The following is a 21,964-nucleotide window of genomic DNA, read 5'->3' on the forward strand; positions in this document are numbered from 1 at the left end:
CTGTTCGACGGCCGCTCCGGCGAGCCGTTCCCGTACCCGATCTCGGTCGGCTACATGTACATCCTCAAGCTGCACCACCTGGTGGACGACAAGCTGCACGCCCGCTCCACCGGCCCCTACTCGATGATCACGCAGCAGCCCCTGGGCGGTAAGGCCCAGTTCGGCGGCCAGCGGTTCGGCGAGATGGAGGTGTGGGCGCTGGAGGCGTACGGAGCCGCCTACGCGCTGCAGGAACTGCTGACCATCAAGTCGGACGACGTGCTCGGCCGGGTGAAGGTCTACGAGGCCATCGTCAAGGGCGAGAACATCCCCGAGCCGGGCATCCCCGAGTCCTTCAAGGTTCTGATCAAGGAAATGCAGTCGCTGTGCCTCAACGTCGAGGTGCTGTCCTCGGACGGCAACTCGATCGAGATGCGCGACACGGACGAGGACGTCTTCCGTGCCGCGGAAGAGCTGGGTATCGACCTGTCCCGGCGGGAGCCGAGCAGCGTCGAAGAAGTCTGAGTTTCGGCCGGCCCGGCCGCCCTCCCCGCGAGGGCGGGCGGCCCGCCGGCCCGAGGCTCCCGAATCATGGATTCACTTGTTCCCGCCGCGGGACTTCCTCCTCGAAGCGGGACGAACCATAAGGATTGACATACGTGCTTGACGTCAACTTCTTCGACGAGCTCCGCATTGGACTTGCCACTGCGGAGGACATCCGCCAGTGGTCCTTCGGCGAGGTGAAGAAGCCGGAGACCATCAACTACCGCACCCTGAAGCCCGAGAAGGACGGCCTCTTCTGCGAGAAGATCTTCGGTCCCACCCGGGACTGGGAGTGCTACTGCGGTAAGTACAAGCGGGTCCGGTTCAAGGGCATCATCTGCGAGCGCTGCGGCGTCGAGGTCACTCGCGCCAAGGTGCGCCGCGAGCGGATGGGCCACATCGAGCTGGCCGCCCCGGTCACGCACATCTGGTACTTCAAGGGCGTCCCCTCCCGCCTCGGCTACCTGCTCGACCTGGCGCCGAAGGACCTGGAGAAGGTCATCTACTTCGCCGCCTACATGATCACCTGGGTGGACGACGAGCGGCGCACCCGCGACCTGCCCTCCCTTGAGGCCAAGGTCTCGGTGGAGCGCCAGCAGCTCGAGCAGCGGCGCGACGCCGAGCTCGAGTCCCGGCAGAAGAAGCTGGAAGAGGACCTGGCCGCCCTCGAGGCCGAGGGCGCCAAGGCCGACCAGCGGCGCAAGGTGCGCGAGTCCGGCGAGCGGGAGATGAAGCAGATCCGCGACCGGGCGCAGCGCGAGCTCGACCGGCTGGAAGAGGTCTGGACCCGCTTCAAGAACCTCAAGGTCCAGGACCTTGAGGGCGACGAGATCCTGTACCGGGAGATGCGGGACCGCTTCGGCCTGTACTTCTCCGGGGGCATGGGCGCCGCCGCGCTGCAGAAGCGGCTGGAGACCTTCGACCTGGACGCCGAGGCCGAGTCGCTGCGCGAGGTGATCCGCACCGGCAAGGGCCAGAAGAAGACCAGGGCGCTGAAGCGCCTCAAGGTCGTCTCCGCGTTCCTGCAGACCAACAACTCGCCCAACGGCATGGTGCTGGACTGCGTCCCGGTCATCCCGCCGGACCTGCGCCCGATGGTGCAGCTCGACGGTGGCCGGTTCGCGACCTCGGACCTCAACGACCTGTACCGCCGCGTGATCAACCGGAACAACCGGCTCAAGCGGCTGCTCGACCTCGGCGCGCCCGAGATCATCGTGAACAACGAGAAGCGGATGCTGCAGGAGGCCGTGGACGCGCTGTTCGACAACGGCCGCCGCGGACGCCCGGTCACCGGCCCCGGCAACCGGCCGCTGAAGTCCCTGTCCGACATGCTCAAGGGCAAGCAGGGCCGGTTCCGGCAGAACCTGCTGGGCAAGCGCGTCGACTACTCGGCCCGTTCGGTCATCGTGGTCGGCCCGCAGCTCAAGCTGCACCAGTGCGGCCTGCCCAAGGCGATGGCGCTGGAGCTGTTCAAGCCGTTCGTGATGAAGCGCCTGGTGGACCTGAACCACGCGCAGAACATCAAGTCGGCCAAGCGCATGGTCGAGCGGGCCCGCTCGGTCGTGTGGGACGTGCTGGAAGAGGTCATCACCGAGCACCCGGTGCTGCTCAACCGCGCGCCCACGCTGCACCGCCTGGGCATCCAGGCCTTCGAGCCGCAGCTGGTCGAGGGCAAGGCGATCCAGATCCACCCGCTGGTGTGCACTGCGTTCAACGCGGACTTCGACGGCGACCAGATGGCCGTGCACCTGCCGCTGTCCGCGGAGGCGCAGGCCGAGGCCCGCATCCTGATGCTGTCCTCGAACAACATCCTGTCGCCGGCCAACGGCCGCCCGATCACCGCGCCGACCCAGGACATGGTGCTGGGCCTGTTCTTCCTCACCATGGACCGCGAGGGCGTGGCCGGAGAGGGCCGCTCCTTCGGTTCCGTGGGCGAGGCGGTCATGGCCTTCGACGCCAAGGAGCTGGACCTGCAGGCGCCGATCGACCTGCGCCTGATCGAGGCCGTCCCGCCGCGCGGCTGGGTGGCCCCGGACGACTGGGAGTCGGGTCAGCCGTTCCGGCTCAAGACCACGCTGGGCCGGGCCCTGTTCAACGAGGCCCTGCCGCTGGACTACCCGTACGTCAACGAGCCGGTCTCCAAGAAGCAGCTGTCGGCCATCGTCAACGACCTGGCCGAGCGCTACCCGAAGGTCCAGGTCGCGATGACCCTGGACAACCTGAAGGCGGCGGGCTTCTACTGGGCGACCCGCTCGGGCGTCACGATCGCCATCGAGGACATCGTGGTGCCGCCGAGCAAGAGCCAGATCCTCGAGGGCTACGAGTCCAAGGCGGACAAGGTCCAGAAGCAGTACGAGCGCGGTCTGATCACCAAGGACGAGCGCCAGCAGGAGCTGATCTCCATCTGGACCGAGGCGACCAACGAGGTGGCCAAGGCGATGGAGGCCAACTTCCCGCGGGAGAACCCGATCTTCATGATGGTGGACTCGGGCGCCCGAGGAAACTTCATGCAGATGCGGCAGATCGCCGGTATGCGCGGCCTGGTGTCGAACGCCAAGAACGAGACCATCGCGCGTCCGATCAAGGCGTCCTTCCGCGAGGGCCTGACCGTGCTGGAGTACTTCATCTCCACCCACGGTGCCCGAAAGGGTCTGGCGGACACCGCCCTGCGTACCGCGGACTCGGGTTACCTGACCCGGCGTCTGGTGGACGTCTCGCAGGACGTCATCATCCGCGAGGAGGACTGCGGCACCGAGCGCGGCATCACCATGGCGATCGCGACCGTGGCCGCCGACGGCACGCTGCGGCGCGCCGAGGACGTCGAGTCCTCGGTGTACTCGCGCAACCTCGCCGAGGACGTGGTGCTCGAGGGCAAGACGCTGATCCAGGCGGGCGCCGACCTCGGCGACGTGGCGATCGGCGAGCTGATCAAGCACGGCGTCTCCGAAGTCAAGGTCCGCAGCGTTCTGACCTGCGAGTCGAAGGTCGGCACCTGCGCGATGTGCTACGGCCGCAGCCTGGCCACCGGCAAGCTGGTGGACGTCGGCGAGGCGGTCGGCATCATCGCCGCGCAGTCCATCGGCGAGCCCGGCACCCAGCTGACGATGCGTACCTTCCACACCGGTGGTGTGGCCGGCGACGACATCACCCAGGGTCTGCCGCGTGTCATCGAGCTGTTCGAGGCGCGCACCCCGCGCGGTGTCGCCCCGATCGCCGAGGCGGCGGGCGTGGTCAAGATCGAGGACACCGAGCGCACCCGCAAGATCGTGATCGTGCCGAGCGACGGCAGCGAGGAGATCGCCTACCCGGTCTCCAAGCGGTCCCGGCTGCTGGTGAGCGAGGGCGAGGTCGTGACCGTGGGCCAGAAGCTGGTCCAGGGCGCGGCGAACCCGCACGACGTGCTGCGCGTCCTCGGCCAGCGGGCGGTGCAGGTGCACCTGGTCCAGGAGGTCCAGAGCGTCTACCGGTCGCAGGGCGTGTCGATCCACGACAAGCACATCGAGATCATCGTCCGGCAGATGCTGCGCCGGGTGACGATCATCGAGACCGGCGACTCGGAGCTGCTGGCCGGCGACCTGGTCGAGCGCGGCAAGTTCGAGGAGGAGAACCGCAGGGTCATCTCCGAGAGCGGCCAGCCGGCCTCGGGCCGTCCGCAGCTGATGGGCATCACGAAGGCGTCGCTGGCGACCGACTCGTGGCTGTCCGCGGCCTCCTTCCAGGAGACCACCCGGGTGCTGACCGACGCCGCGATCCACGGCAAGTCGGACTCGCTGGTCGGCCTGAAGGAGAACGTGATCATCGGCAAGCTGATCCCGGCCGGCACCGGCATGCACCGCTACCGCAACATCAAGGTGGAGCCGACCGAGGAAGCCAAGGCCCAGATGTACTCGCTGGCGGGCTACGACGACCTGGACTACGCGCCGTTCGGCGTGGGTTCCGGCCAGGCCGTCCCGCTGGAGGAGTACGACTTCGGCGGCTACGCCGGCTGACGGCTGACGGCTGCAGAGCAGCGAAGCGCGCCCCCGGCCACGGAGCGATCCGTGGCCGGGGGCGCGGCTTTTCACGGCATCTCACGGCATCTCACGGTCCGGCGGGATCGGCGGCCGCGCGGGGCTGGCGACTGCTGCTGCGTGACGTACAGCGCGGCTGGTTGGCGCTATGGTCACCTCATGAGCACCGAGGGCGATTACGAGCTCGGCCGCCCGCGTTATCAGGGTTCTGGAGCGCCGGGGGAGCAGGGAGCCGGCGGGCGGGGCCCGGTTCCGGGCGTCCTTCCGGGCGGCGTCGGTTTCCCCGGGCCGGGGCGGGGCGCCGGATCCGCGGCGGACACGGCCGTGCGCAAGACCGCGCCGGCGGCGGTGGCGGCGATGGCCTTCGCGGCCGTGGGCTGGCTGCTGCCGGTCTTCGGCGGGGTGCTCGCGATCCGGCGGGCCAGGGTCGCGCTGCACCAGATCGAGGCCGCGGGCGGCGAGCTCGACGGAGTTCCGCTGGCGGTGTGGGCTCGGCGGCTCGGCTGGGTATACGTGGTCGGCTGGAGTGTGGCGCTGGCCTATATCGCGCTGCGGATCTACATCGACGTCACCAACGTGATGGTCACAGTGAAGTAGCAGAAAGGCGCAACCGGAGGCCGGGGGCGTTAGTCACGCGTCACACGTGGCACGATGACTCGCGACAACTGACATGTGACGCGGCGGATCCGCGGTGTCGACGAAGCTATTGCGGTGTCCGACACGGCGGGCGGCGACCCGACGCACGAACTCGCTCCTTGGAGGCGCGCGGATGACGCTCGGCCGGCCTGGTGATCTCCTGGCAGACCGGTACCGGTTGGACCGGTTCGTAGGCGGCGCGGGCTCCGTGGAGCGCTGGCGTGCGTACGACGAGCGGCTGGCGCGGTCGGTGACCGCGCGGCTCGAGCCCGCTCCCGGCGACGCGGCGGAACAGGACGAGTCGACGGCGGCGGCGCAGGCGGCGCTGACGCGCGTGGCCCAGCTCAACCATCCGGGCGTCGCGGCGGTCTACGACGTGGGCACCGCGGACGGGCTGCGTGACGGCGCGGTCGGCTACGCGATCTCCGAGTGGACCGAAGGCCGCACGCTCGGCCAGATCATGGGGGGCGGCCCGCAGCCCTGGCCGCGTACCGCGGACTGGGGCCGGCAGCTCAGCGGCGCGCTGGCGGCGTTGCACGGGATCGGGATCGCGCACGGCGCGCTGGGCCCGGAGAGCGTGGCGATTCACGACGACCGCCAGGTCAAGATCCTCGACGCGGGATTGGATTCGACGGAGACGCCGGAGCTCGCGGAGGAGGATCTGCCGCCGGACGCGCCGGATGACGTGTACGCGCTCGGGTTTCTGCTGTGGGAAGCGACGGTCGGTGCCGCACCGGAGTACGTGATTCCAGACCCGAACGGCGATGACGCCGCAACGCAGGACATCCCGGTGCCGGATGGTGCAGTTTCCGACGGCGCGGCTTCGGACGGTGTGGCTTCGGATAGTGCGGCTTCGGACGGCGCGGCGGAAGGGAGCACCGCCGGGATCGACCGGCAGCCGCTCCTCGACGCGGGCGCACCCGTCGAACTCGCCGCGCTGCTATCACAGATGCTCGCTGCGGACCCCGCGCTGCGTCCCACGGCGTCCGCGGCCGAGCAGCGGTTCATCCCCTTCGCGGCCACGGAACGCGTCAGCGACACGCTTCCCGGCGTCGCCGTGCCCTCCGCTCCGACGCAAGTGCTCGGCCCGCCCATCGCCGGCCCCGGAGCCGCGGCCGCAGCGGCCGCGGCTGGATCGGCGCGGGCGGCCCAAGACCGCAGGCGCGGCACGATGGTCGGCATCGTGCTCCTGGTCGCGGCGGTGCTCGCCGGACTGGGCTTCCTGCTGGCGAATCTGGGCTCTCATTCCACCAGCCCCACCGATGTGAGCACCACGATCCCGTTGAGCAGTCCCGGAATGGTGACGCTGCCGAACGGCTCGCTGAGCCCCGCGCCGACCCACACCTCGACCGGCGGCGGCCAGACCAGCGGCTCCTCGCCCACGACGGAGGCCAGCAGCAGCCCGACCGGTCAGGCGTCCACGTCAGCGCCCGCATCCCCGAGCGCCCCCGCGAGCCCGAGCGCCCAGCCGTCGCCGAGTACGAGCGCGGGTGCGGCAAGCACTCCTTCCGTGCCTGGCGGATCCAGCGCCAGCGCAGGTCCGACGGGGCATGTCTCACCCCTCGCCCTGGCGCGGTGACGGCAGCGGGAAAGGAATTTGTCCACACACTGCGGCATGCGAGAATAGAACGGGTGTGGGCGAAGCACCCGACGTGATGCCGGGCGGATGGTCGTTTTGACCGGAGGCACGGCGCGTCGGTACGCTCTCACCTTGTGCCTGGGGTGTCCCCGGCTGTCCGTGCGCGCAACTAGCTGTACGACGCTAGTGACTCGCGACCAGTCCCTCATGGACCGCACGGAGCTCTCACGGGAGGAACGACCTGACGTACAGGTCGGGTCTCCGAGAGCGCGGCCACGACACACCCGACCGCGTGGGTCGGAGAATCCGGACATCGCGCCGAAAACCGGGTGCAGCGCAAACACAACAATTTCGCCAGAGGACCGCCTGGCCGCCGTCCTGTCCGCGAGGACATGACGACCGGCCGAAGGCTTGGCACGAACGGAATACGGAGTAGCAGTGCCCACGATCCAGCAACTGGTCCGCAAGGGCCGGCAGGACAAGGTCACCAAGACCAAGACTCCTGCGCTCAAGGGCAGCCCGCAGCGGCGCGGTGTGTGCACCCGCGTCTACACGACCACGCCCAAGAAGCCGAACTCGGCCCTGCGGAAGGTCGCCCGCGTGCGCCTGTCCAGCGGCATCGAGGTCACCGCTTACATCCCCGGCGTCGGCCACAACCTGCAGGAGCACTCGATCGTGCTCGTGCGCGGCGGCCGAGTCAAGGACCTTCCCGGCGTCCGCTACAAGATCATTCGCGGTTCCCTCGACACCCAGGGTGTCAAGAACCGCAAGCAGGCTCGTAGCCGCTACGGCGCCAAGAAGGAGAAGAAGTAATGCCGCGCAAGGGCCCCGCGCCGAAGCACCCGGTCGTCGTCGACCCGGTCTACAACTCCCCGCTGGTCACCTCGCTGGTGAACAAGGTCCTGCTGGACGGCAAGCGCTCCACCGCCGAGCGCATCGTCTACGGCGCCCTGGAGGGGTGCCGTGAGAAGACCGGCACCGACCCGGTCATCACGCTCAAGCGCGCGCTGGAGAACGTCAAGCCGGCGATCGAGGTCAAGTCCCGCCGGGTCGGCGGCGCGACCTACCAGGTCCCGGTCGAGGTGCGCGCGGGCCGTTCGAACACGCTGGCGCTGCGCTGGCTGGTCACCTACTCCCGCGCCCGGCGCGAGAAGACGATGACCGAGCGCCTGATGAACGAGCTGCTGGACGCCTCCAACGGTCTGGGCGCCTCCGTCAAGCGACGCGAGGACACCCACAAGATGGCCGAGGCCAACAAGGCCTTTGCCCACTACCGCTGGTAGTCCGGGACCGGCAGCAACCCTTTACCGACTCGCGAAAGTAGCAGAGCCACCATGGCCACGAACGCCGCGCTCGACCTCGCCAAGGTCCGCAACATCGGCATCATGGCGCATATCGACGCCGGTAAGACCACGACGACCGAGCGCATCCTGTACTACACCGGGATGAGCTACAAGATCGGTGAGGTCCACGACGGCGCCGCCACCACCGACTGGATGGAGCAGGAGCAGGAGCGGGGGATCACCATCACCTCCGCCGCCGTCACCTGCCACTGGAAGACCGACGAGGTCGACCACACCATCAACATCATCGACACCCCGGGCCACGTGGACTTCACCATCGAGGTCGAGCGCTCGCTGCGCGTCCTCGACGGCGCGGTCGCGGTCTTCGACGGCGTGGCCGGCGTGGAGCCGCAGTCCGAGACGGTCTGGAACCAGGCCAACCGGTACGGCGTGCCCCGCATCTGCTTCGTCAACAAGCTGGACCGCACCGGCGCGGAGTTCCACCGCTGCGTCGACATGATCGTGTCCCGGCTCAACGCCGTGCCGCTGGTCATGCAGCTGCCGATCGGCGCCGAGGCGGACTTCAAGGGCGTCATCGACCTGGTGACGATGAAGGCCCTGGTCTGGAACGCCGAGGCGAAGCTGGGCGAGATGTACGACATCGTCGACATCCCGGCCACGCACACCGAGGCGGCCGCCGAGTGGCGCGACCGGCTCGTCGAGACCTCCGCGGAGGCCGACGAGGAGCTGATGGAGCTGTACCTGGAGGGCAAGGAGCCCACCGTGGAGCAGCTCTACGCGGGCATCCGGCGGGCCACCCTGGCCTCGTCGCTGACCCCGGTCTTCTGCGGCACCGCGTTCAAGAACAAGGGCGTGCAGCCCCTGCTCGACGCGATCGTGCGCTACCTGCCGTCCCCGCTGGACGTCGAGGCGATCGAGGGCCACGCGGTGGGCGACGAGGAGACCGTCATCCAGCGCAAGCCCTCGGACGCCGAGCCGCTCTCGGCGCTGGCGTTCAAGATCATGACCGACCAGCACCTGGGCAAGCTCACCTTCGTGCGGGTGTACTCCGGCCGGCTCGAGTCGGGCTCCTCGGTGCTCAACTCGGTCAAGGGCCGCAAGGAGCGCATCGGCAAGATCTACCGGATGCACGCCAACAAGCGCGAGGAGATCCCCTCGGTCGGCGCGGGCGACATCGTCGCGGTCATGGGTCTGAAGGACACCACGACCGGCGAGACGCTCAGCGACCAGGCGCACCCGGTGGTGCTCGAGTCGATGAACTTCCCGGCCCCGGTCATCTCGGTCGCCATCGAGCCGAAGACCAAGAGCGACCAGGAGAAGCTGGGCACCGCGATCCAGCGCCTCGCGGAGGAGGACCCCTCCTTCCAGGTGCGCACGGACGAGGAGACCGGCCAGACCATCATCGCCGGCATGGGCGAGCTCCACCTGGAGATCCTGGTGGACCGCATGCGCCGCGAGTTCAAGGTCGAGGCCAACGTCGGCAAGCCGCAGGTCGCCTACCGGGAGACCATCCGCAAGGCCGTGCCGAAGGTCGAGTACACGCACAAGAAGCAGACCGGCGGCTCCGGCCAGTACGCCCGCGTCATCATCGGCGTCGAGCCGATCGAGAGCGGCGAGGGCTACGAGTTCGTCAACGCGGTCACCGGCGGTCGTATCCCGCGGGAGTACATCCCGTCCGTGGACGCGGGCTGCCAGGAGGCCATGGAGTTCGGCGTGCTCGCGGGCTACCCGCTGGTCGGCGTCAAGGTCACCCTGCAGGACGGCGCGTACCACGAGGTCGACTCCTCCGAGCTCGCATTCAAGATCGCCGGTTCGATGGCGTTCAAGGAGGCTGCCCGCCAGGCCAGCCCCGCGATCCTCGAGCCGATGATGTCGGTCGAGGTCACCACGCCCGAGGACTACCTCGGCGACGTGATCGGCGACCTGAACTCCCGCCGTGGCCAGATCCAGGCCATGGAGGAGCGGTTCGGCTCCCGGGTCGTCAAGGCCCTGGTGCCGCTGTCGGAGATGTTCGGCTACGTCGGCGACCTGCGGTCGAAGACCTCGGGCCGGGCCTCCTACAGCATGCAGTTCGACTCCTACGCCGAGGTTCCCAGGAACATCGCGGAGGAGATCGTGAAGAAGGCGCGCGGCGAGTAGCCCAAGCCGATACCACCGTTAAGCCGCCGGTCGCTCAGCCTGAGCGATCCGGCACCGCAACCGTCCACAGGAGGACATCGTGGCGAAGGCGAAGTTCGAGCGGACTAAGCCGCACGTCAACATCGGCACCATCGGTCACATCGACCACGGGAAGACGACGCTCACCGCGGCGATCACCAAGGTGCTGCACGACAAGTACCCGAACCTGAACCAGGCCTCGGCGTTCGACCAGATCGACAAGGCGCCGGAAGAGCGCCAGCGTGGTATCACCATCTCGATCGCGCACGTCGAGTACCAGACCGAGAAGCGCCACTACGCCCACGTGGACTGCCCCGGTCACGCGGACTACATCAAGAACATGATCACCGGTGCCGCGCAGATGGACGGCGCGATCCTGGTGGTGGCCGCGACCGACGGTCCGATGCCGCAGACCAAGGAGCACGTGCTGCTGGCCCGCCAGGTCGGTGTGCCGTACATCGTGGTCGCGCTGAACAAGACCGACATGGTGGACGACGAGGAGATCCTGGAGCTCGTCGAGCTCGAGGTGCGCGAGCTGCTCTCCGAGTACGAGTTCCCGGGTGACGACCTGCCGGTCGTGCGGGTCTCGGCGCTCAAGGCGCTCGAGGGCGACGCCGAGTGGAGCGAGAAGCTGCTCGGCCTGCTCGACGCGGTCGACGAGTTCATCCCGCAGCCGGAGCGCGAGATCGACAAGCCGTTCCTGATGCCGATCGAGGACGTCTTCACGATCACCGGCCGCGGCACCGTGGTGACCGGCCGGATCGAGCGCGGTGTCATCAAGGTCAACGAGACCGTGGACATCGTGGGCATCCGCGAGCAGAAGCAGACCACGACGGTCACCGGCGTGGAGATGTTCCGCAAGCTGCTCGACGAGGGCCAGGCGGGCGAGAACGTCGGCCTGCTGCTGCGCGGCACCAAGCGCGACGACGTCGAGCGCGGCCAGGTCGTCATCAAGCCGGGCACCATCACCCCGCACACCGAGTTCGAGGGCCAGGTCTACATCCTGTCCAAGGACGAGGGCGGCCGGCACACGCCGTTCTTCAACAACTACCGTCCGCAGTTCTACTTCCGGACGACGGACGTGACCGGCGTGGTGACCCTCCCCGAGGGCACCGAGATGGTCATGCCGGGCGACAACACCGAGATGTCGGTCCAGCTGATCCAGCCGATCGCCATGGAGGAGGGCCTGCGCTTCGCCATCCGCGAGGGCGGCCGCACCGTCGGCGCCGGCCGGGTTACCAAGATCGTCAAGTAGTACCGGCGATCCGGGAGTAACACCCGAGCGATAACCGCGGCGGCCCGGGACTCGAAAGAGTCCCGGGCCGCTTCGTGTTCTGAGAGGCAGGCGAGGTGCGCGCGGTGCCTTCGGCCCGGTGCCGCTCGCTATTCGGTCTTGTAGGCGCCGATGGCCTTTGTCAGTGCCTCGAACGAGGGGCGGTGAGTGCCGTCGGCGCGACGCAGCCCGAAGTAAAGGTTCTGTCCCGGCAGGTCGATGTCCGAGAACCAGAACAGAGCCTTGACGTGGGAGTTGTGCGTAGCCACGGTCACCAGGTCGGTCACGTAAGTGGCCTGCGACTGCTCCCCGCGCGCGACGATCGAGGCGGCCGTGTACGGATCCGCGGCGGCGCCGACCGGAGCGCCGGTCTCGGTGAGCCAGATGGGCATCGACGCGGCGTGGTAGTCGTCGAGGACGGCTGCCAGGCTGTTCGATCCGGTACTGATAGCAGCGAAGACGGGGGCTGCCGAGGGAAGCTTGGGATAGCTGTAGGGGTGGTAAGCGATCGCGTCCGCGTACGGGAGAAAGCCTGCGCGTGCGACGGAAAGCAGGAAGTCCCGCGGGGCCAGGCCGTTGCCCGTCGTGGATATCGCCAGGCCGCCGAAGATGATCTGAGCCCTTGGCTGAACCGCCCGGACCGCGGTCGCCGTCGCCTTGAGCAGCGCGCCGTACGCGGCCGGGTCCGCGCCGCCGGCCCAGAACCCGGTCGTGTTCTCCTCGTTCCAGACTTCCCAGGCCGGCACGAGGTCCACCGGATACCGCTGCGCGGCCTTGGCGGCGAACTCGGCGAAGCGGGCGTCGTCCGCCGGAGGACACCACAGCTTGGTGGCGCAGGCCGAGTCGCGGGCCCACACCGGCGCCTGGCCCAGCACGGCCAGCACCTTGAGCCCGCGCGCCTTGGCGTAGGCCACCGTGCGATCGAAGGAACTCCAGTCCCAGCTGTCCGGGCCGGTCTGGATCCGGTACCAGGCCAGGTCCGTTCTGATCCAGCCGGCACCGACCGAGCCGGCGTCATCAAGGCTCTGCGCGAGGGCGGGGGCCGACTCCGCGGGCAGCTCGTCCGCGTAGTTGAGCCCGAAGACGAAACCGTTGTCCGTCGACTCGATGATGTGCACGGTCTGCTGCTGCGGCCGACTCGGCAAGGCCGAAACCGCCATCGCCACCGAACCGATCGCGATGATGAAGGCGGCGACCAACCATGGAGCCAGTCGTCTGGCGGACAAGGACATGGAGGTCAGCCTAACGGGTGAGATCACAGCTAAGCCGACAAGATCACCGGGTCGTCGAACACCCCGGGGACGGGGCCTGATACTGTACCTAGCGCGCAGCGCGGCAGTTTTGTGATATGGGGGTGGCTACACGTGAGCGGCGAGGTCGGCGCGGGTTCCCGGTTGGGCAGCCTGTACGTGCTCGACCAGCGGATCGGCGGCGGCTCGATGGGCACGGTGTGGTCCGCGCACCACACCGAGACCGGCGAGGCGGTCGCGGTCAAGATCCTCTCGGACACGATGGGCCAGAACTCTGATCTGGTCGGCCGGTTCCTGCGCGAGCGCTCGGCGCTGCTCAGCGTCCGGCACCCGTACCTGGTCGAGATCAAGGACGTGGTCATCGAGAACGAGCGCATCGCCCTGGTGATGGAGCTCGTCGAAGGCGTCGACGCCGCACGGCTGCTCGACCAGAACGGCCCGATGTCGCTCTACCACGCCGCTCGCCTCGGCGACGAGATCGCACAGGCGCTGACGGCCGTGCACGCCGCGGGCATCGTGCACCGCGACCTCCAGCCGGCCAACATCCTGGTGGAGAACGCCACCGGCCGGGCCAAGCTGGTCGACTTCGGCATCGCCTGGATCGCCGGGAACCCGAGGCTGACCGCGTCGAACTCGGTCATCGGCACCCCGCACTACCTCGCACCCGAGCTGCTGACCGGCGGCGCCGTGAGCCCGGCCGCCGACGTGTACTCGCTGGCCGTCTGCCTGTATCAACTGCTGACCGGCGTGCTGCCCTTCGACGGCGAGCACTACGCGCAGATCCTCTACAAGCACCTGCACGAGGCGCCCCCGCCGCATCCCGCCATCCCGCCGACCATCTGGGGCCTGTTCGAGGCGATGCTGGCCAAGGACCCGGCGCAGCGGCCCACCACCCAGTTCGTGGCCGGGCAGCTGGCCATGTTCGCGCGCAGCGAGGCGCCCCTGCAGGTGCCGCCGGAACCCGTGCTCGCGCCGGCTCCGGAGCAGCAGCAGATGCAGCCGGTCGCCACTCCGGTTCCGGCGCAGGGGCCGGCTCCGGCGCCGCTGAACGAAGACTCGCCACTGTACAGCTCGGTGCCGCCGCCCTTCGGTGAGTACGGGCCAACACCGGCCTCAGACTCCTGGCATGAAAGCACACCGCCGCCGCCGGCCTCAGACTCCTGGCACGGTGGCACGCCGCCGATGCCGGTCGGTTACGCGACCCCGCCGCCGTTCACGTACGCGCCGCCGCAGGAGGCAGGTCGGTCGCGCAAGCGCGTCCTCGTCATCGCCTCCGTGTGCGTCCTCGCGCTGGGCGGAGTAGCGGTCGGTGCCTGGGCGCTGACGAAGGGCGGCGGCAGCCCGAAGCCGCTTGCGGGCGCGAGTGCGAGTGCGACGACGCATTCGGCCTCCCCGAGCCCCTCGCCGCTCACGGTCGCCCAGCAGCGGATCGACCGCTGGCCGCTCATCGGCGACGCCTCAGACGCGATCGGCGGCCACGACGGCGTGGCCACCGGCGTGAAATGGACCGTGACGGACAGCACGCACGGCTCAGCCGCGTTCACCGGGGAATCGAACTCGCAGATCGTCGTGCAGGGCGGCCCGGTCCTCAGCACCTCGCACAGCTTCACCATCGCGGTCTGGGTGGTGATGAACGGGCCGACGACGACCCCGTCCGGCTGGGAGACGGTCGTCGCGCTGCGCGGAACCACGAGCGAGGGCGCGGCCCTCGAATACAACGCCTCGGCCAACCGGTGGGCCTTCGACATGGCGGCCGGCGACTCCGCCGCCGCCGCGACGGACAGTGTTCTTTCTCACGCCGCTCCGTCGAAGACCTCGTGGTACCACCTCGTGGCCACCTACGACGCGACCGACCACACGATGAAGCTCTATGTGAACAAGGCGCTGCAGGGCTCCGGCTCGCACGCTCCGAACTGGACCGCGGACGGAACGCTGAGCATCGGCAGCGGCATCTCCCACGGCGAACCCACGAACTGGCTGCGCGGAGCGGTCTCCGACGTCCAGCTGTGGAAGATCCCGCTGAACCAGGACCAGATCGACCAGCTCGGCTGAGCACAGGCGGGAAACGGGGCATGGACGCGGTGTATTAGTGCCCTGCGTCCCGGCGCGGCGGATTGCGTCAGGTTCTTGTAACGGATCAGTTTCGGCACTTCCCGCAGGTTGGACCGGCATGGCAAGCTTGGCGCGCTACGCCGGAGTGGTATGCCCTCCGGCGTCATCCGTCTCCGCGAAGGCTGCCGGCGGGGTACCAGGGACGAATGACCGCATAGCGAAACAAGGAGCACGGGGTGGAAACGCTGTCGGTGGTAATACCCGCATACAATGAGGCTGAGAACATACCCGCGGTGCTGGAATCCATCCCGCTGGGCGAGCTGGCCGAGGCGGGATGGACGACCGAGGTGATAGTCGTCGACAACGCCTCGACCGACGGAACCGGCGATCTGGCCAGGCAGCACGGCGCCAAGGTCGTCTTCCAGCCGGAACCGGGCTACGGCAACGCGTACAAGGCCGGCTTCCAGGCGGCCTCCGGAGAGGTCATCGCGACCGGCGACGCGGACCGCACCTACCCGTTCGACATGCTGCCGCAGCTGCTCGACGTGCTGGTCGAGCAGGACGTGGAGTTCATGACCACGGACCGGCTGCACCCGGCGAACCGCGAGTCGATGAAGGACTCGCACTTCCTCGCCAACCACGTGCTCAGCCTGGTCAGCCGGGTGCTGTTCCGGCACCAGCTGAAGGACTCCCAGTCCGGGATGTGGATCTTCCGCAGCCACGTCTGGTCCGGGCTCGACGTCCGCTCTCCCGGCATGGCCTTCTCCCAGGAGATCAAGAACGCGGCCGTCCGCGCCAAGTACCGCGTCCTCGAGGTGCCGATCGAGTACCGGCCGCGCGGCGGCGAGGTGAAGCTGAAGGCGCTTGCGGACGGCCTTGGCAACCTCGGTAGCCTGTTGGAGCACCGGCTGCGCAGGCCGGAGCCCGAGGCTGTGGCGGCGGTGCCCGGACCGCGCGCCGCCGTCATTCCGACCCAGACCACTCCGGGTAAATCCGAATGCGTACTGACAGCCACGACGGAGAGCTGACGCTCCCGCTGCCCAAGATTCCGCAGGAATCCGGCGGGGCGCCGCGCGCGCCGAACGAGCCTCCCGCACCGCAGGAGGACGGTCCGGCCGTCCGGTCGTGGCCCCGGCCCTCGAGGCGGCTGGTCCTCGGGGTGCTGGCAGCGCTCGTCGCGCTGTGGGCCGTGTCGAGCATCCCGGCGGTGAAAACGGTGCTCAGGCAGTCCTTCTCGCAGCTGCCCGCCGCCAATACGGAGCTTTACTTCACCAGCTCGCCCTCGGTGAGCGGTACCTCGCTGAACGTGCCGATCACGGTGAACGTCCACGGGACGTCCGCGCGCTCGGTCCCGGTGCGGGTGTGGTTGGAAAACGCGTCCGGCAAGACGGACGCCACCGCCTCGGTCACCCTGACCGCCGCGCACGGCACCGCGGCCAAGGTGGTCACCCTCCAGCTGCCGGCGGACGCAGAGGTCGTCTACGTCAACCTGGTCGGACAGCCACAGACCCTGCACTACCGGATCGCCGGCATCCGGATCCCGACCTCGACCGGCGGACCCTGATCGCGCCGGGGGCGGCCGGCAGGGCCGCCGCTCGCGACAAGCCTGAACTGGAACCCGCATGCGTCATATCGTGCAGATCACCCCGTACTACCCGCCGCACCTCGGCGGGTTGGAGCGGGTTGCGCAGAGCCTTTCGACCAGGCTCGCGCAGCGGCACGACGTCCGCGTGATCACCAGTGCGGTTTCCGGTTCCGAAGCTGCCCGGCGGGAGCAGGCCGAGGGCGTGCGCATCCGGCGCCATCGCGCGGTGGAAGCGGCACACACGCCGCTGGCTCCCGGCGCGTTCGTCTCCCTGCTCGCCACTCCGCGCGACGCGGTGCTGCACCTGCACTGCGCGCACGCGCTCTGGCCGGAAACGGTCATGCTCTGCGCTCGGTTGCGCAGGCAGCGCTACATCGTGCACTTCCACCTGGACGTGGACGGTTCGGGAAGCCTCGGCTGGCTGCTGCCCGCATACAAGAAGCACGTGTTCGGCAGGGTCCTGCGCGGCGCGGGCGCGGTGATCGCGCTGACCGAGTCCCAGGCCCGGTTCCTGCGCGAGGAGTACGGCATCGCGAAGGAGCGGATCTTCGTGGTGCCGAACGGAATCGAGGAACGGTACTTCGCCGATGCGACCGCGCCTGCCCGGGACGAGGACCAGGCCGGGCCGCTGCGCCTGCTTTTCGTCGGGCGGCTGGATGTGCAGAAGAACGTCGCGCGCCTGCTTGACGCGATGAGCCTGGTGCGCGAGCCCGTGCGGCTGCGTCTCGTCGGCGACGGCGAACTGCGGACCGAACTCGAAGCGCAGGCCGTGCGGCTGGGCCTGGACGTGGAATTCTCCGGCCGGCTGCTGGGCCCGGAGCTGGTGGCCGCGTACCGGGCGGCGGACGCATTCGTGCTGCCGTCGGACAAGGAGGGCATGCCGCTGGCCGCGCTCGAGGCCATGGCTGCCGGGCTGCCGGTCGTGGCGACGGACGTGCCGGGCAACTCCGATCTGCTGCAGGGCGTGGGAATCCTGGCCGAGCCGGAGCCGGCCGCGCTGGCCACGGCCATCGACTCGCTCGCCGCCGACCCGGAGCTGCGGTTCAAGGTCGCCGAGCGGTGCGCCGAGGCCGCGCGCCAGTACTCCTGGGACGCCGTGGTGTCCCGAATAGAGGCCGTCTACTCCGAGGTGTACGCATGACCCCGGAGGATCTCAAGGGTCTGACCGCGGACGATCTGGACGGCCTGCGCGGGGAGGAGGTGCGGGCCGCGGCGCGCGCGGCCCGCTCCTTAGGCGCGCGGCGGTTCGTGCTCATGGGCACCGTGCTGGCCTGCCTGATGGAGTTCTTCGGGCCCTCCGGGCGCTGGTTCGCCGACGCCGCCGGCCTGTGGCTCGTGCTCGGCGCGCCGATCGGGATCTGGTACGGCTGCGCCGCCCGCGTGGTCTCCACCCGCGAGGCCGCGGCGCTGGTCGCGCTCGGCTTCGCGCTCATCGGCGACATGGTGGAGCTGCTGCTGCTCAACACCCTGCTCCCGATGGCGGGCGACCAGCATCCGCTCTCCAAAGTGCCCATCACCGCGACGCTCACCGGATGCGTGATCGTGCTGGGCGCAGTGCTGCCCGAGGCGGATCCGGACCGGTTCGCCGCACCGTGGCGGATCAGCCGCCGGGAACTGTGGGCGATCGGCGGGGGCGGCGCGCTGTGCCTGCTGCTGTCCGTGGCCGGGCCGATCAGGATCAACAACGGGTTCAGCAGCGGGGTGAGCATCCTCGCGATGGTCTGCGTGACCGCGCTGCTGGTCGTGCTGCTGGCCCGTGCGAAGCTCTCCCTCGGCGCGATAGAACTCGGCCTCTACTTCGCCGCGCTCTCGCTGCTGCTGCTGACCTCGCTGCGCGGCTGGGCGATCACCGGGCACGACATCCAGAGCGAGTACGACTACTTCGAGCTGGCCCTCGGCGGCGAGCGCTGGGACGTCCACACCTACTCGAACGCCTACAACGCCTGTCTCAGCATCACCATCCTGCCGGTCGCGTTGCGCAAGCTGACGGAGATCTCGGCGCTTTACATCTTCAAGGCGCTGCTGCCGGTCCTGTTCGCCACCACCCCCGTGATGGTCTTCCGCGCGGTGCGCAACGTGGCGCCGCACACGGTCTCGGTCCTGTCCGCGATCTTCTTCATCATGTTCCCCACCTTCTTCTCCGACATGCCGTACATGGGCCGGCAGGAGATGGCGTTCGTGCTGGTCGGCTGCGCGATGCTGGTGGTGACCGAACGCGGCTGGCGGGTGCGCGACCGAAGGATCGCCTTCCTGGTGCTGACGGCCGGCACCGTGCTCTCGCACTATTCGACCTCTTACGTGATCGTCATGGTCCTTGGCGGCGCGGTCGCGGTGGACCTGTGCTGGAGGCTGGGCAGCGCCGTACGGAGACTGTCGCGGCGGTCCCGGACGCGCGGCAACGGTGCGCGCGCACGCCGGACGGCGCCCGGGCTCGCGCAGGAGCGGAGCTTCGTCGCCTGGTGGATGGTGCCGATCATCGCGGGGCTCGCCTTCCTGTGGGCCGGTCCGGCGACCGGCACCGGCGGCCAGTTCAAGACCACGTTGAGCACCGCGCTCGCGCAGCTCGAAGGAAAGAGCACCGGCCAGTCCGGATCCTCAGCCTCGTACAGCCTGTTCGGCGGCTCCACGGAGTCGGACGCACAGCGGATGAGCGACTACCGCGCGCAGACGATCACGCAGACCGCTGCGACCAGAGCCACCGGCAACTATCTGCCGCTGTCCCTCGTGAACCAGTACGCCACGCCCGCGGTCAAACCGGCGGTGCTGCCGCTGACCTCCATCGGACACTTCCTGCAATCCCTCGGCATCGGGGTCAAGGGCGTCAACACCGTGCTGCGCTCAGGTATCGCGGCCCTGCTGCAGGTGCTCATCCTGATCGGGCTACTCGCCGTCTGGCTGCGCCGCAAACGCAGCTTCGAGCCGCTGCGCGACCAGGTCATCTTGACCATCGGCGCATTGACCATGCTGGCCGCGCTCACCGTGGTGCCGCAGCTCTCCATCGATTACAGCGTCCTGCGGGGATTCCAGCAGGGACTGTTCTTCTTCTCGCCGTTCATGGCGGCGGGCCTGCTGTGGCTGGTCAGCTGGGCCCGGCGCAAGGCCGCGCTCGCGTTGTGCGCAGTTGTGGCGGCGCTGCTGATCGACCTGTCCGGCGTGGCTCCGCGGGTCACCGGCGGCTACGCGGCGCAGCTCTCGCTCAGCAATTCCGGGCAGTACTACGACCTCTACGACCCGGCGCCCGCGGAGCAGACCGCGGCCCGATGGCTTGAAGCGCATCTGGAGCAGACCGCTCCCAACCCGAGGAAGGCCCTGGTGCAGACCGACGCCTTCACGTTCAAACGGGAGCAGACCATCTTGATCGGCAACGTGAACGGCACGATCTTCCCCACGCAACTGAACATGTACGCCTACGTCCTGCTCGGCGCGACGACCGTGCGCAGCGGACAGGTCACCACCTCGTACAAGGGGAACCTCGTCACCTACGCCTATCCGATGCCGCTGCTGGATTCGACCTACAACGAGATCTACGCCAGCGCCGGTTCGGAGATCTTCCAGTGAGGCGGCGCATTTCGCGGACGTCGCCGAGCGCGCCCGCCGCCGAGGGCCCACTGCGGGTTCTGCTCGTGTGCCATTACTACCCGCCGCACGTCGGCGGGATCGAGAACGTCGTACACGACGAAGCCGTCCGGCTCGCCGAACTCGGGCACCAGGTCACGGTCCTGACGAGCGGAGAACGCACGAGCGTCGTCGAGGAGGTCGACGATGACGGCAACACCGTGCGCGTCGTGCGTATCGCGGCATGGAACATCAGCGAGCGGCGTACCGGCGTACCGTTCCCGCTCCTCTCACCGCGCCTGCTGCCCCGCGTTCTGCGCTGGGCCCGGTGGGCGGACGTCGTCCACATCCACGACTGCTTCTACCTGACCTCCTGGGCCGCCGGATTCGCCTCGGCGATCGCCCGCGTGCCGACCGTGCTGACCCAGCACGTGGCGATGGTTGAGCACCCGTCAGGTCTCGTCATGGCAGGCCAGAAGCTCGTGTACGGCACGATGGGACGCGTATTGCTGCGCCGCGCCGCCACCGTTTTCACCATCAACGAATACATCGCGCGCTTCGTCGGCACGCTCGGCGCGGCGCCCGCGAAAGTGGTCGTGCTCGGCAACGGGGTCGACGGACGGCTGTTCCGGCCGGCCGCGGACGAGGCGGAACGCAGGCGGCTGAGGGAGCGGTTCGGGCTGCCGGCGGACCGGATCCTGGCCCTGTTCGTCGGCCGGCTCGTGCCCAAGAAGGGGATCGATCTCGTGCTGGGGGCGGTCGAGTCCGAAGACGCGGCGTTCGACCTCGTCGCGGTCGGCTCCGGCGACGCGGGGCTGCTGGAGGGGCGCGAGCGGGTCCACTTCCTCGGCCAGCAGCCGACCCGGATGGTGGCGGAGATCTACCGCGCCTGCGACCTCTTCGTGCTGCCGACGACCGGGGAGGTGTTCCCGCTCGTGGTCAAGGAGGCGATGAGCGCCGGGCTTCCGGTCGTCACGACGGACGAGCCGGATTACGCGCGCTACGGACTCGACCCCGAAGGCGTGGCACTGGTGCGCCGAGAGCCGGACGCTGTACGCCGCGCCTTGGCCGCGATCGCCGGGGACGACGCGCTGCGCGAACGCATGGGTTCGTACGCCATGCAGTACGCGGCGAAGCAGTTCTCCTGGTCCGAGCACATGACGACGCTGGTGCACCACTACCGCTCGGCCGGGGCGGAGCGGCGATGAACCACCGACCGCCGCGGTCCGTCCGCCGCACAGCCTCGCCGGCCGGCGCGGGCGGTGGCGAGTATGGGTAAGCACGCCGAATCCTCCATGAAGATCGTGCAGAACTCGTTCTTCATGATGGCGTCCATGGTCATGACCGCCGGCCTCGGATTCCTGTTCTGGGGACTGGTCGCCCGCCTCTACAGCACCGAGCGGGTCGGCCTGGCGACCTCGCTCATCTCGGCCATCTCGCTGATCTCCTACCTCGGCCTGCTCGGCTTCAACAACACCGTGGTCCGCTTCCCGGCGGCCGGAGCGGCGCGCAACAGCCAGGTGACCGTCGCGCTGGGAATCACCGGCACCGCCTGCTGCCTGTTCGGCGGCATATACCTGGCCGCACTGCCGTGGATCAGCCCCAAGCTCCTGTTCGTGCGGCAGGACGCCTGGTTCGCCGTCACCTTCGTGCTGTTCTGCGGATTCGCGGGCGTGAACCTGTTGACGGACTCGGTCTTCGTGGCCGCGCGCATCCCGCAGTACAACCTGTTGGTCGACGGCGTCATCCAGAGCCTGACCAAGCTCGCCATGCCCATCTTCCTGGTCACCCTCGGCGCCGCCGGGATCGTGACCGCCACCGGGATCGGCTACGCGGTCGCGGTGGTCGCCTCGCTCGCCGCGATGCGCTGGCGGCTCAAATTCCGCCCGGACTTCCGCACCCGCGGCACGCGGCTTCGGGAGCAGGCCCGCTTCTCGTTGGCGAGCTACCTGTCCGCGCTGCTGAACCTGGTGCCGCTGCTGGCGTTGCCGTCGATCGCGCTGCAGGATCTGGGCCCGAGCGGCGCGGCCGACTACTTCAT

The 21,964-nt window shown here is 68.9% G+C and carries 16 protein-coding genes; 15 read left to right on the top strand and 1 reads right to left on the bottom strand.

Annotated elements, in window-relative coordinates:
* The 8 genes from VFB40_RS19445 to tuf form a co-directional block, all read left to right on the top strand.
* A partial coding sequence (locus VFB40_RS19445; protein ID WP_527249204.1) for a DNA-directed RNA polymerase subunit beta occupies window positions 1-504 on the top strand: 504 nt, incomplete at its 5' end.
* A 134-nt stretch (window positions 505-638) separates the two neighbouring features.
* On the top strand, window positions 639-4,511 hold the full coding sequence (locus VFB40_RS19450) for a DNA-directed RNA polymerase subunit beta' (protein WP_324852683.1): 3,873 nt from the start codon (window positions 639-641) through the stop codon (window positions 4,509-4,511).
* Between the two features lie 180 nt (window positions 4,512-4,691).
* A complete protein-coding gene (locus VFB40_RS19455; RefSeq protein WP_324852685.1) occupies window positions 4,692-5,129 on the top strand; it encodes a hypothetical protein in 438 nt (145 codons plus the stop codon).
* Window positions 5,130-5,346: 217 nt separating this feature from the next.
* Window positions 5,347-6,747 carry a protein kinase family protein gene (locus VFB40_RS19460; protein WP_324852687.1) on the top strand — a complete coding sequence of 467 codons (1,401 nt, stop codon included), beginning with the start codon at window positions 5,347-5,349 and terminating at the stop codon, window positions 6,745-6,747.
* 438 nt (window positions 6,748-7,185) lie between these two features.
* Window positions 7,186-7,560 (top strand): 30S ribosomal protein S12, encoded by a 375-nt coding sequence (gene rpsL, locus VFB40_RS19465; RefSeq protein ID WP_211469825.1) that lies wholly within the window; start codon window positions 7,186-7,188, stop codon window positions 7,558-7,560.
* Window positions 7,560-8,030, top strand: coding sequence for a 30S ribosomal protein S7 (rpsG, locus tag VFB40_RS19470; protein ID WP_324839880.1), 471 nt, complete (start codon window positions 7,560-7,562; stop codon window positions 8,028-8,030). The genes rpsL and rpsG overlap by 1 nt, the downstream gene beginning before the upstream one ends.
* A gap of 51 nt (window positions 8,031-8,081) precedes the next feature.
* Entirely contained in the window at window positions 8,082-10,190 is a 2,109-nt protein-coding gene (fusA, locus tag VFB40_RS19475) for an elongation factor G (protein ID WP_324852689.1), read from the top strand.
* Between the two features lie 79 nt (window positions 10,191-10,269).
* Window positions 10,270-11,463 (top strand): elongation factor Tu, encoded by a 1,194-nt coding sequence (tuf, locus tag VFB40_RS19480; RefSeq protein ID WP_324852691.1) that lies wholly within the window; start codon window positions 10,270-10,272, stop codon window positions 11,461-11,463.
* 128 nt (window positions 11,464-11,591) lie between these two features.
* On the opposite strand, the gene VFB40_RS19485 is transcribed toward tuf, so the two are convergent.
* The gene (locus VFB40_RS19485; RefSeq protein ID WP_324852693.1) at window positions 11,592-12,713 is read right to left on the bottom strand and encodes a cellulase family glycosylhydrolase; all 1,122 of its coding nucleotides are present in this window, start codon (window positions 12,711-12,713) and stop codon (window positions 11,592-11,594) included.
* 132 nt (window positions 12,714-12,845) lie between these two features.
* On the opposite strand from VFB40_RS19485, the gene VFB40_RS19490 reads away from it, so the two are divergent.
* The 7 genes from VFB40_RS19490 to VFB40_RS19520 all read left to right on the top strand — a co-directional run.
* Entirely contained in the window at window positions 12,846-14,783 is a 1,938-nt protein-coding gene (locus VFB40_RS19490) for a protein kinase domain-containing protein (RefSeq protein ID WP_324852695.1), read from the top strand.
* 251 nt (window positions 14,784-15,034) lie between these two features.
* Window positions 15,035-15,811, top strand: coding sequence for a glycosyltransferase family 2 protein (locus VFB40_RS19495; protein ID WP_324852707.1), 777 nt, complete (start codon window positions 15,035-15,037; stop codon window positions 15,809-15,811).
* Complete coding sequence (locus tag VFB40_RS19500; protein ID WP_324852697.1) at window positions 15,781-16,347, top strand: hypothetical protein; 567 nt, start codon at window positions 15,781-15,783, stop codon at window positions 16,345-16,347. Before VFB40_RS19495 ends, VFB40_RS19500 begins: the two co-directional genes overlap by 31 nt.
* A gap of 58 nt (window positions 16,348-16,405) precedes the next feature.
* The gene (locus tag VFB40_RS19505; RefSeq protein ID WP_324852699.1) at window positions 16,406-17,509 is read left to right on the top strand and encodes a glycosyltransferase family 4 protein; all 1,104 of its coding nucleotides are present in this window, start codon (window positions 16,406-16,408) and stop codon (window positions 17,507-17,509) included.
* The gene (locus VFB40_RS19510) at window positions 17,506-19,926 is read left to right on the top strand and encodes a DUF2206 domain-containing protein (protein WP_324852701.1); all 2,421 of its coding nucleotides are present in this window, start codon (window positions 17,506-17,508) and stop codon (window positions 19,924-19,926) included. Before VFB40_RS19505 ends, VFB40_RS19510 begins: the two co-directional genes overlap by 4 nt.
* Before the next feature lie 65 nt (window positions 19,927-19,991).
* On the top strand, window positions 19,992-21,131 hold the full coding sequence (locus VFB40_RS19515) for a glycosyltransferase family 4 protein (RefSeq protein WP_324852703.1): 1,140 nt from the start codon (window positions 19,992-19,994) through the stop codon (window positions 21,129-21,131).
* Window positions 21,132-21,194: 63 nt separating this feature from the next.
* Window positions 21,195-21,964, top strand: a 770-nt coding sequence (locus VFB40_RS19520; RefSeq protein ID WP_324852705.1) for a lipopolysaccharide biosynthesis protein, incomplete at its 3' end; no start/stop codon positions are given.

Source organism: Actinocrinis sp. (genome assembly GCF_035650855.1).
In the GTDB taxonomy this organism is placed as follows: Bacteria; Actinomycetota; Actinomycetes; order Streptomycetales; family Catenulisporaceae; genus Actinocrinis.

Coding starts and splice junctions, on each gene's coding strand:
- VFB40_RS19455 (WP_324852685.1), top strand. CDS start 4,692: ATGAGCACCGAGGGCGATTACGAGCTCGGCCGCCCGCGTTATCAGGGT.
- rpsG (WP_324839880.1), top strand. CDS start 7,560: ATGCCGCGCAAGGGCCCCGCGCCGAAGCACCCGGTCGTCGTCGACCCG.
- fusA (WP_324852689.1), top strand. CDS start 8,082: ATGGCCACGAACGCCGCGCTCGACCTCGCCAAGGTCCGCAACATCGGC.
- VFB40_RS19485 (WP_324852693.1), bottom strand. CDS start 12,713: ATGTCCTTGTCCGCCAGACGACTGGCTCCATGGTTGGTCGCCGCCTTC.
- VFB40_RS19500 (WP_324852697.1), top strand. CDS start 15,781: ATGCGTACTGACAGCCACGACGGAGAGCTGACGCTCCCGCTGCCCAAG.
- VFB40_RS19505 (WP_324852699.1), top strand. CDS start 16,406: ATGCGTCATATCGTGCAGATCACCCCGTACTACCCGCCGCACCTCGGC.
- VFB40_RS19510 (WP_324852701.1), top strand. CDS start 17,506: ATGACCCCGGAGGATCTCAAGGGTCTGACCGCGGACGATCTGGACGGC.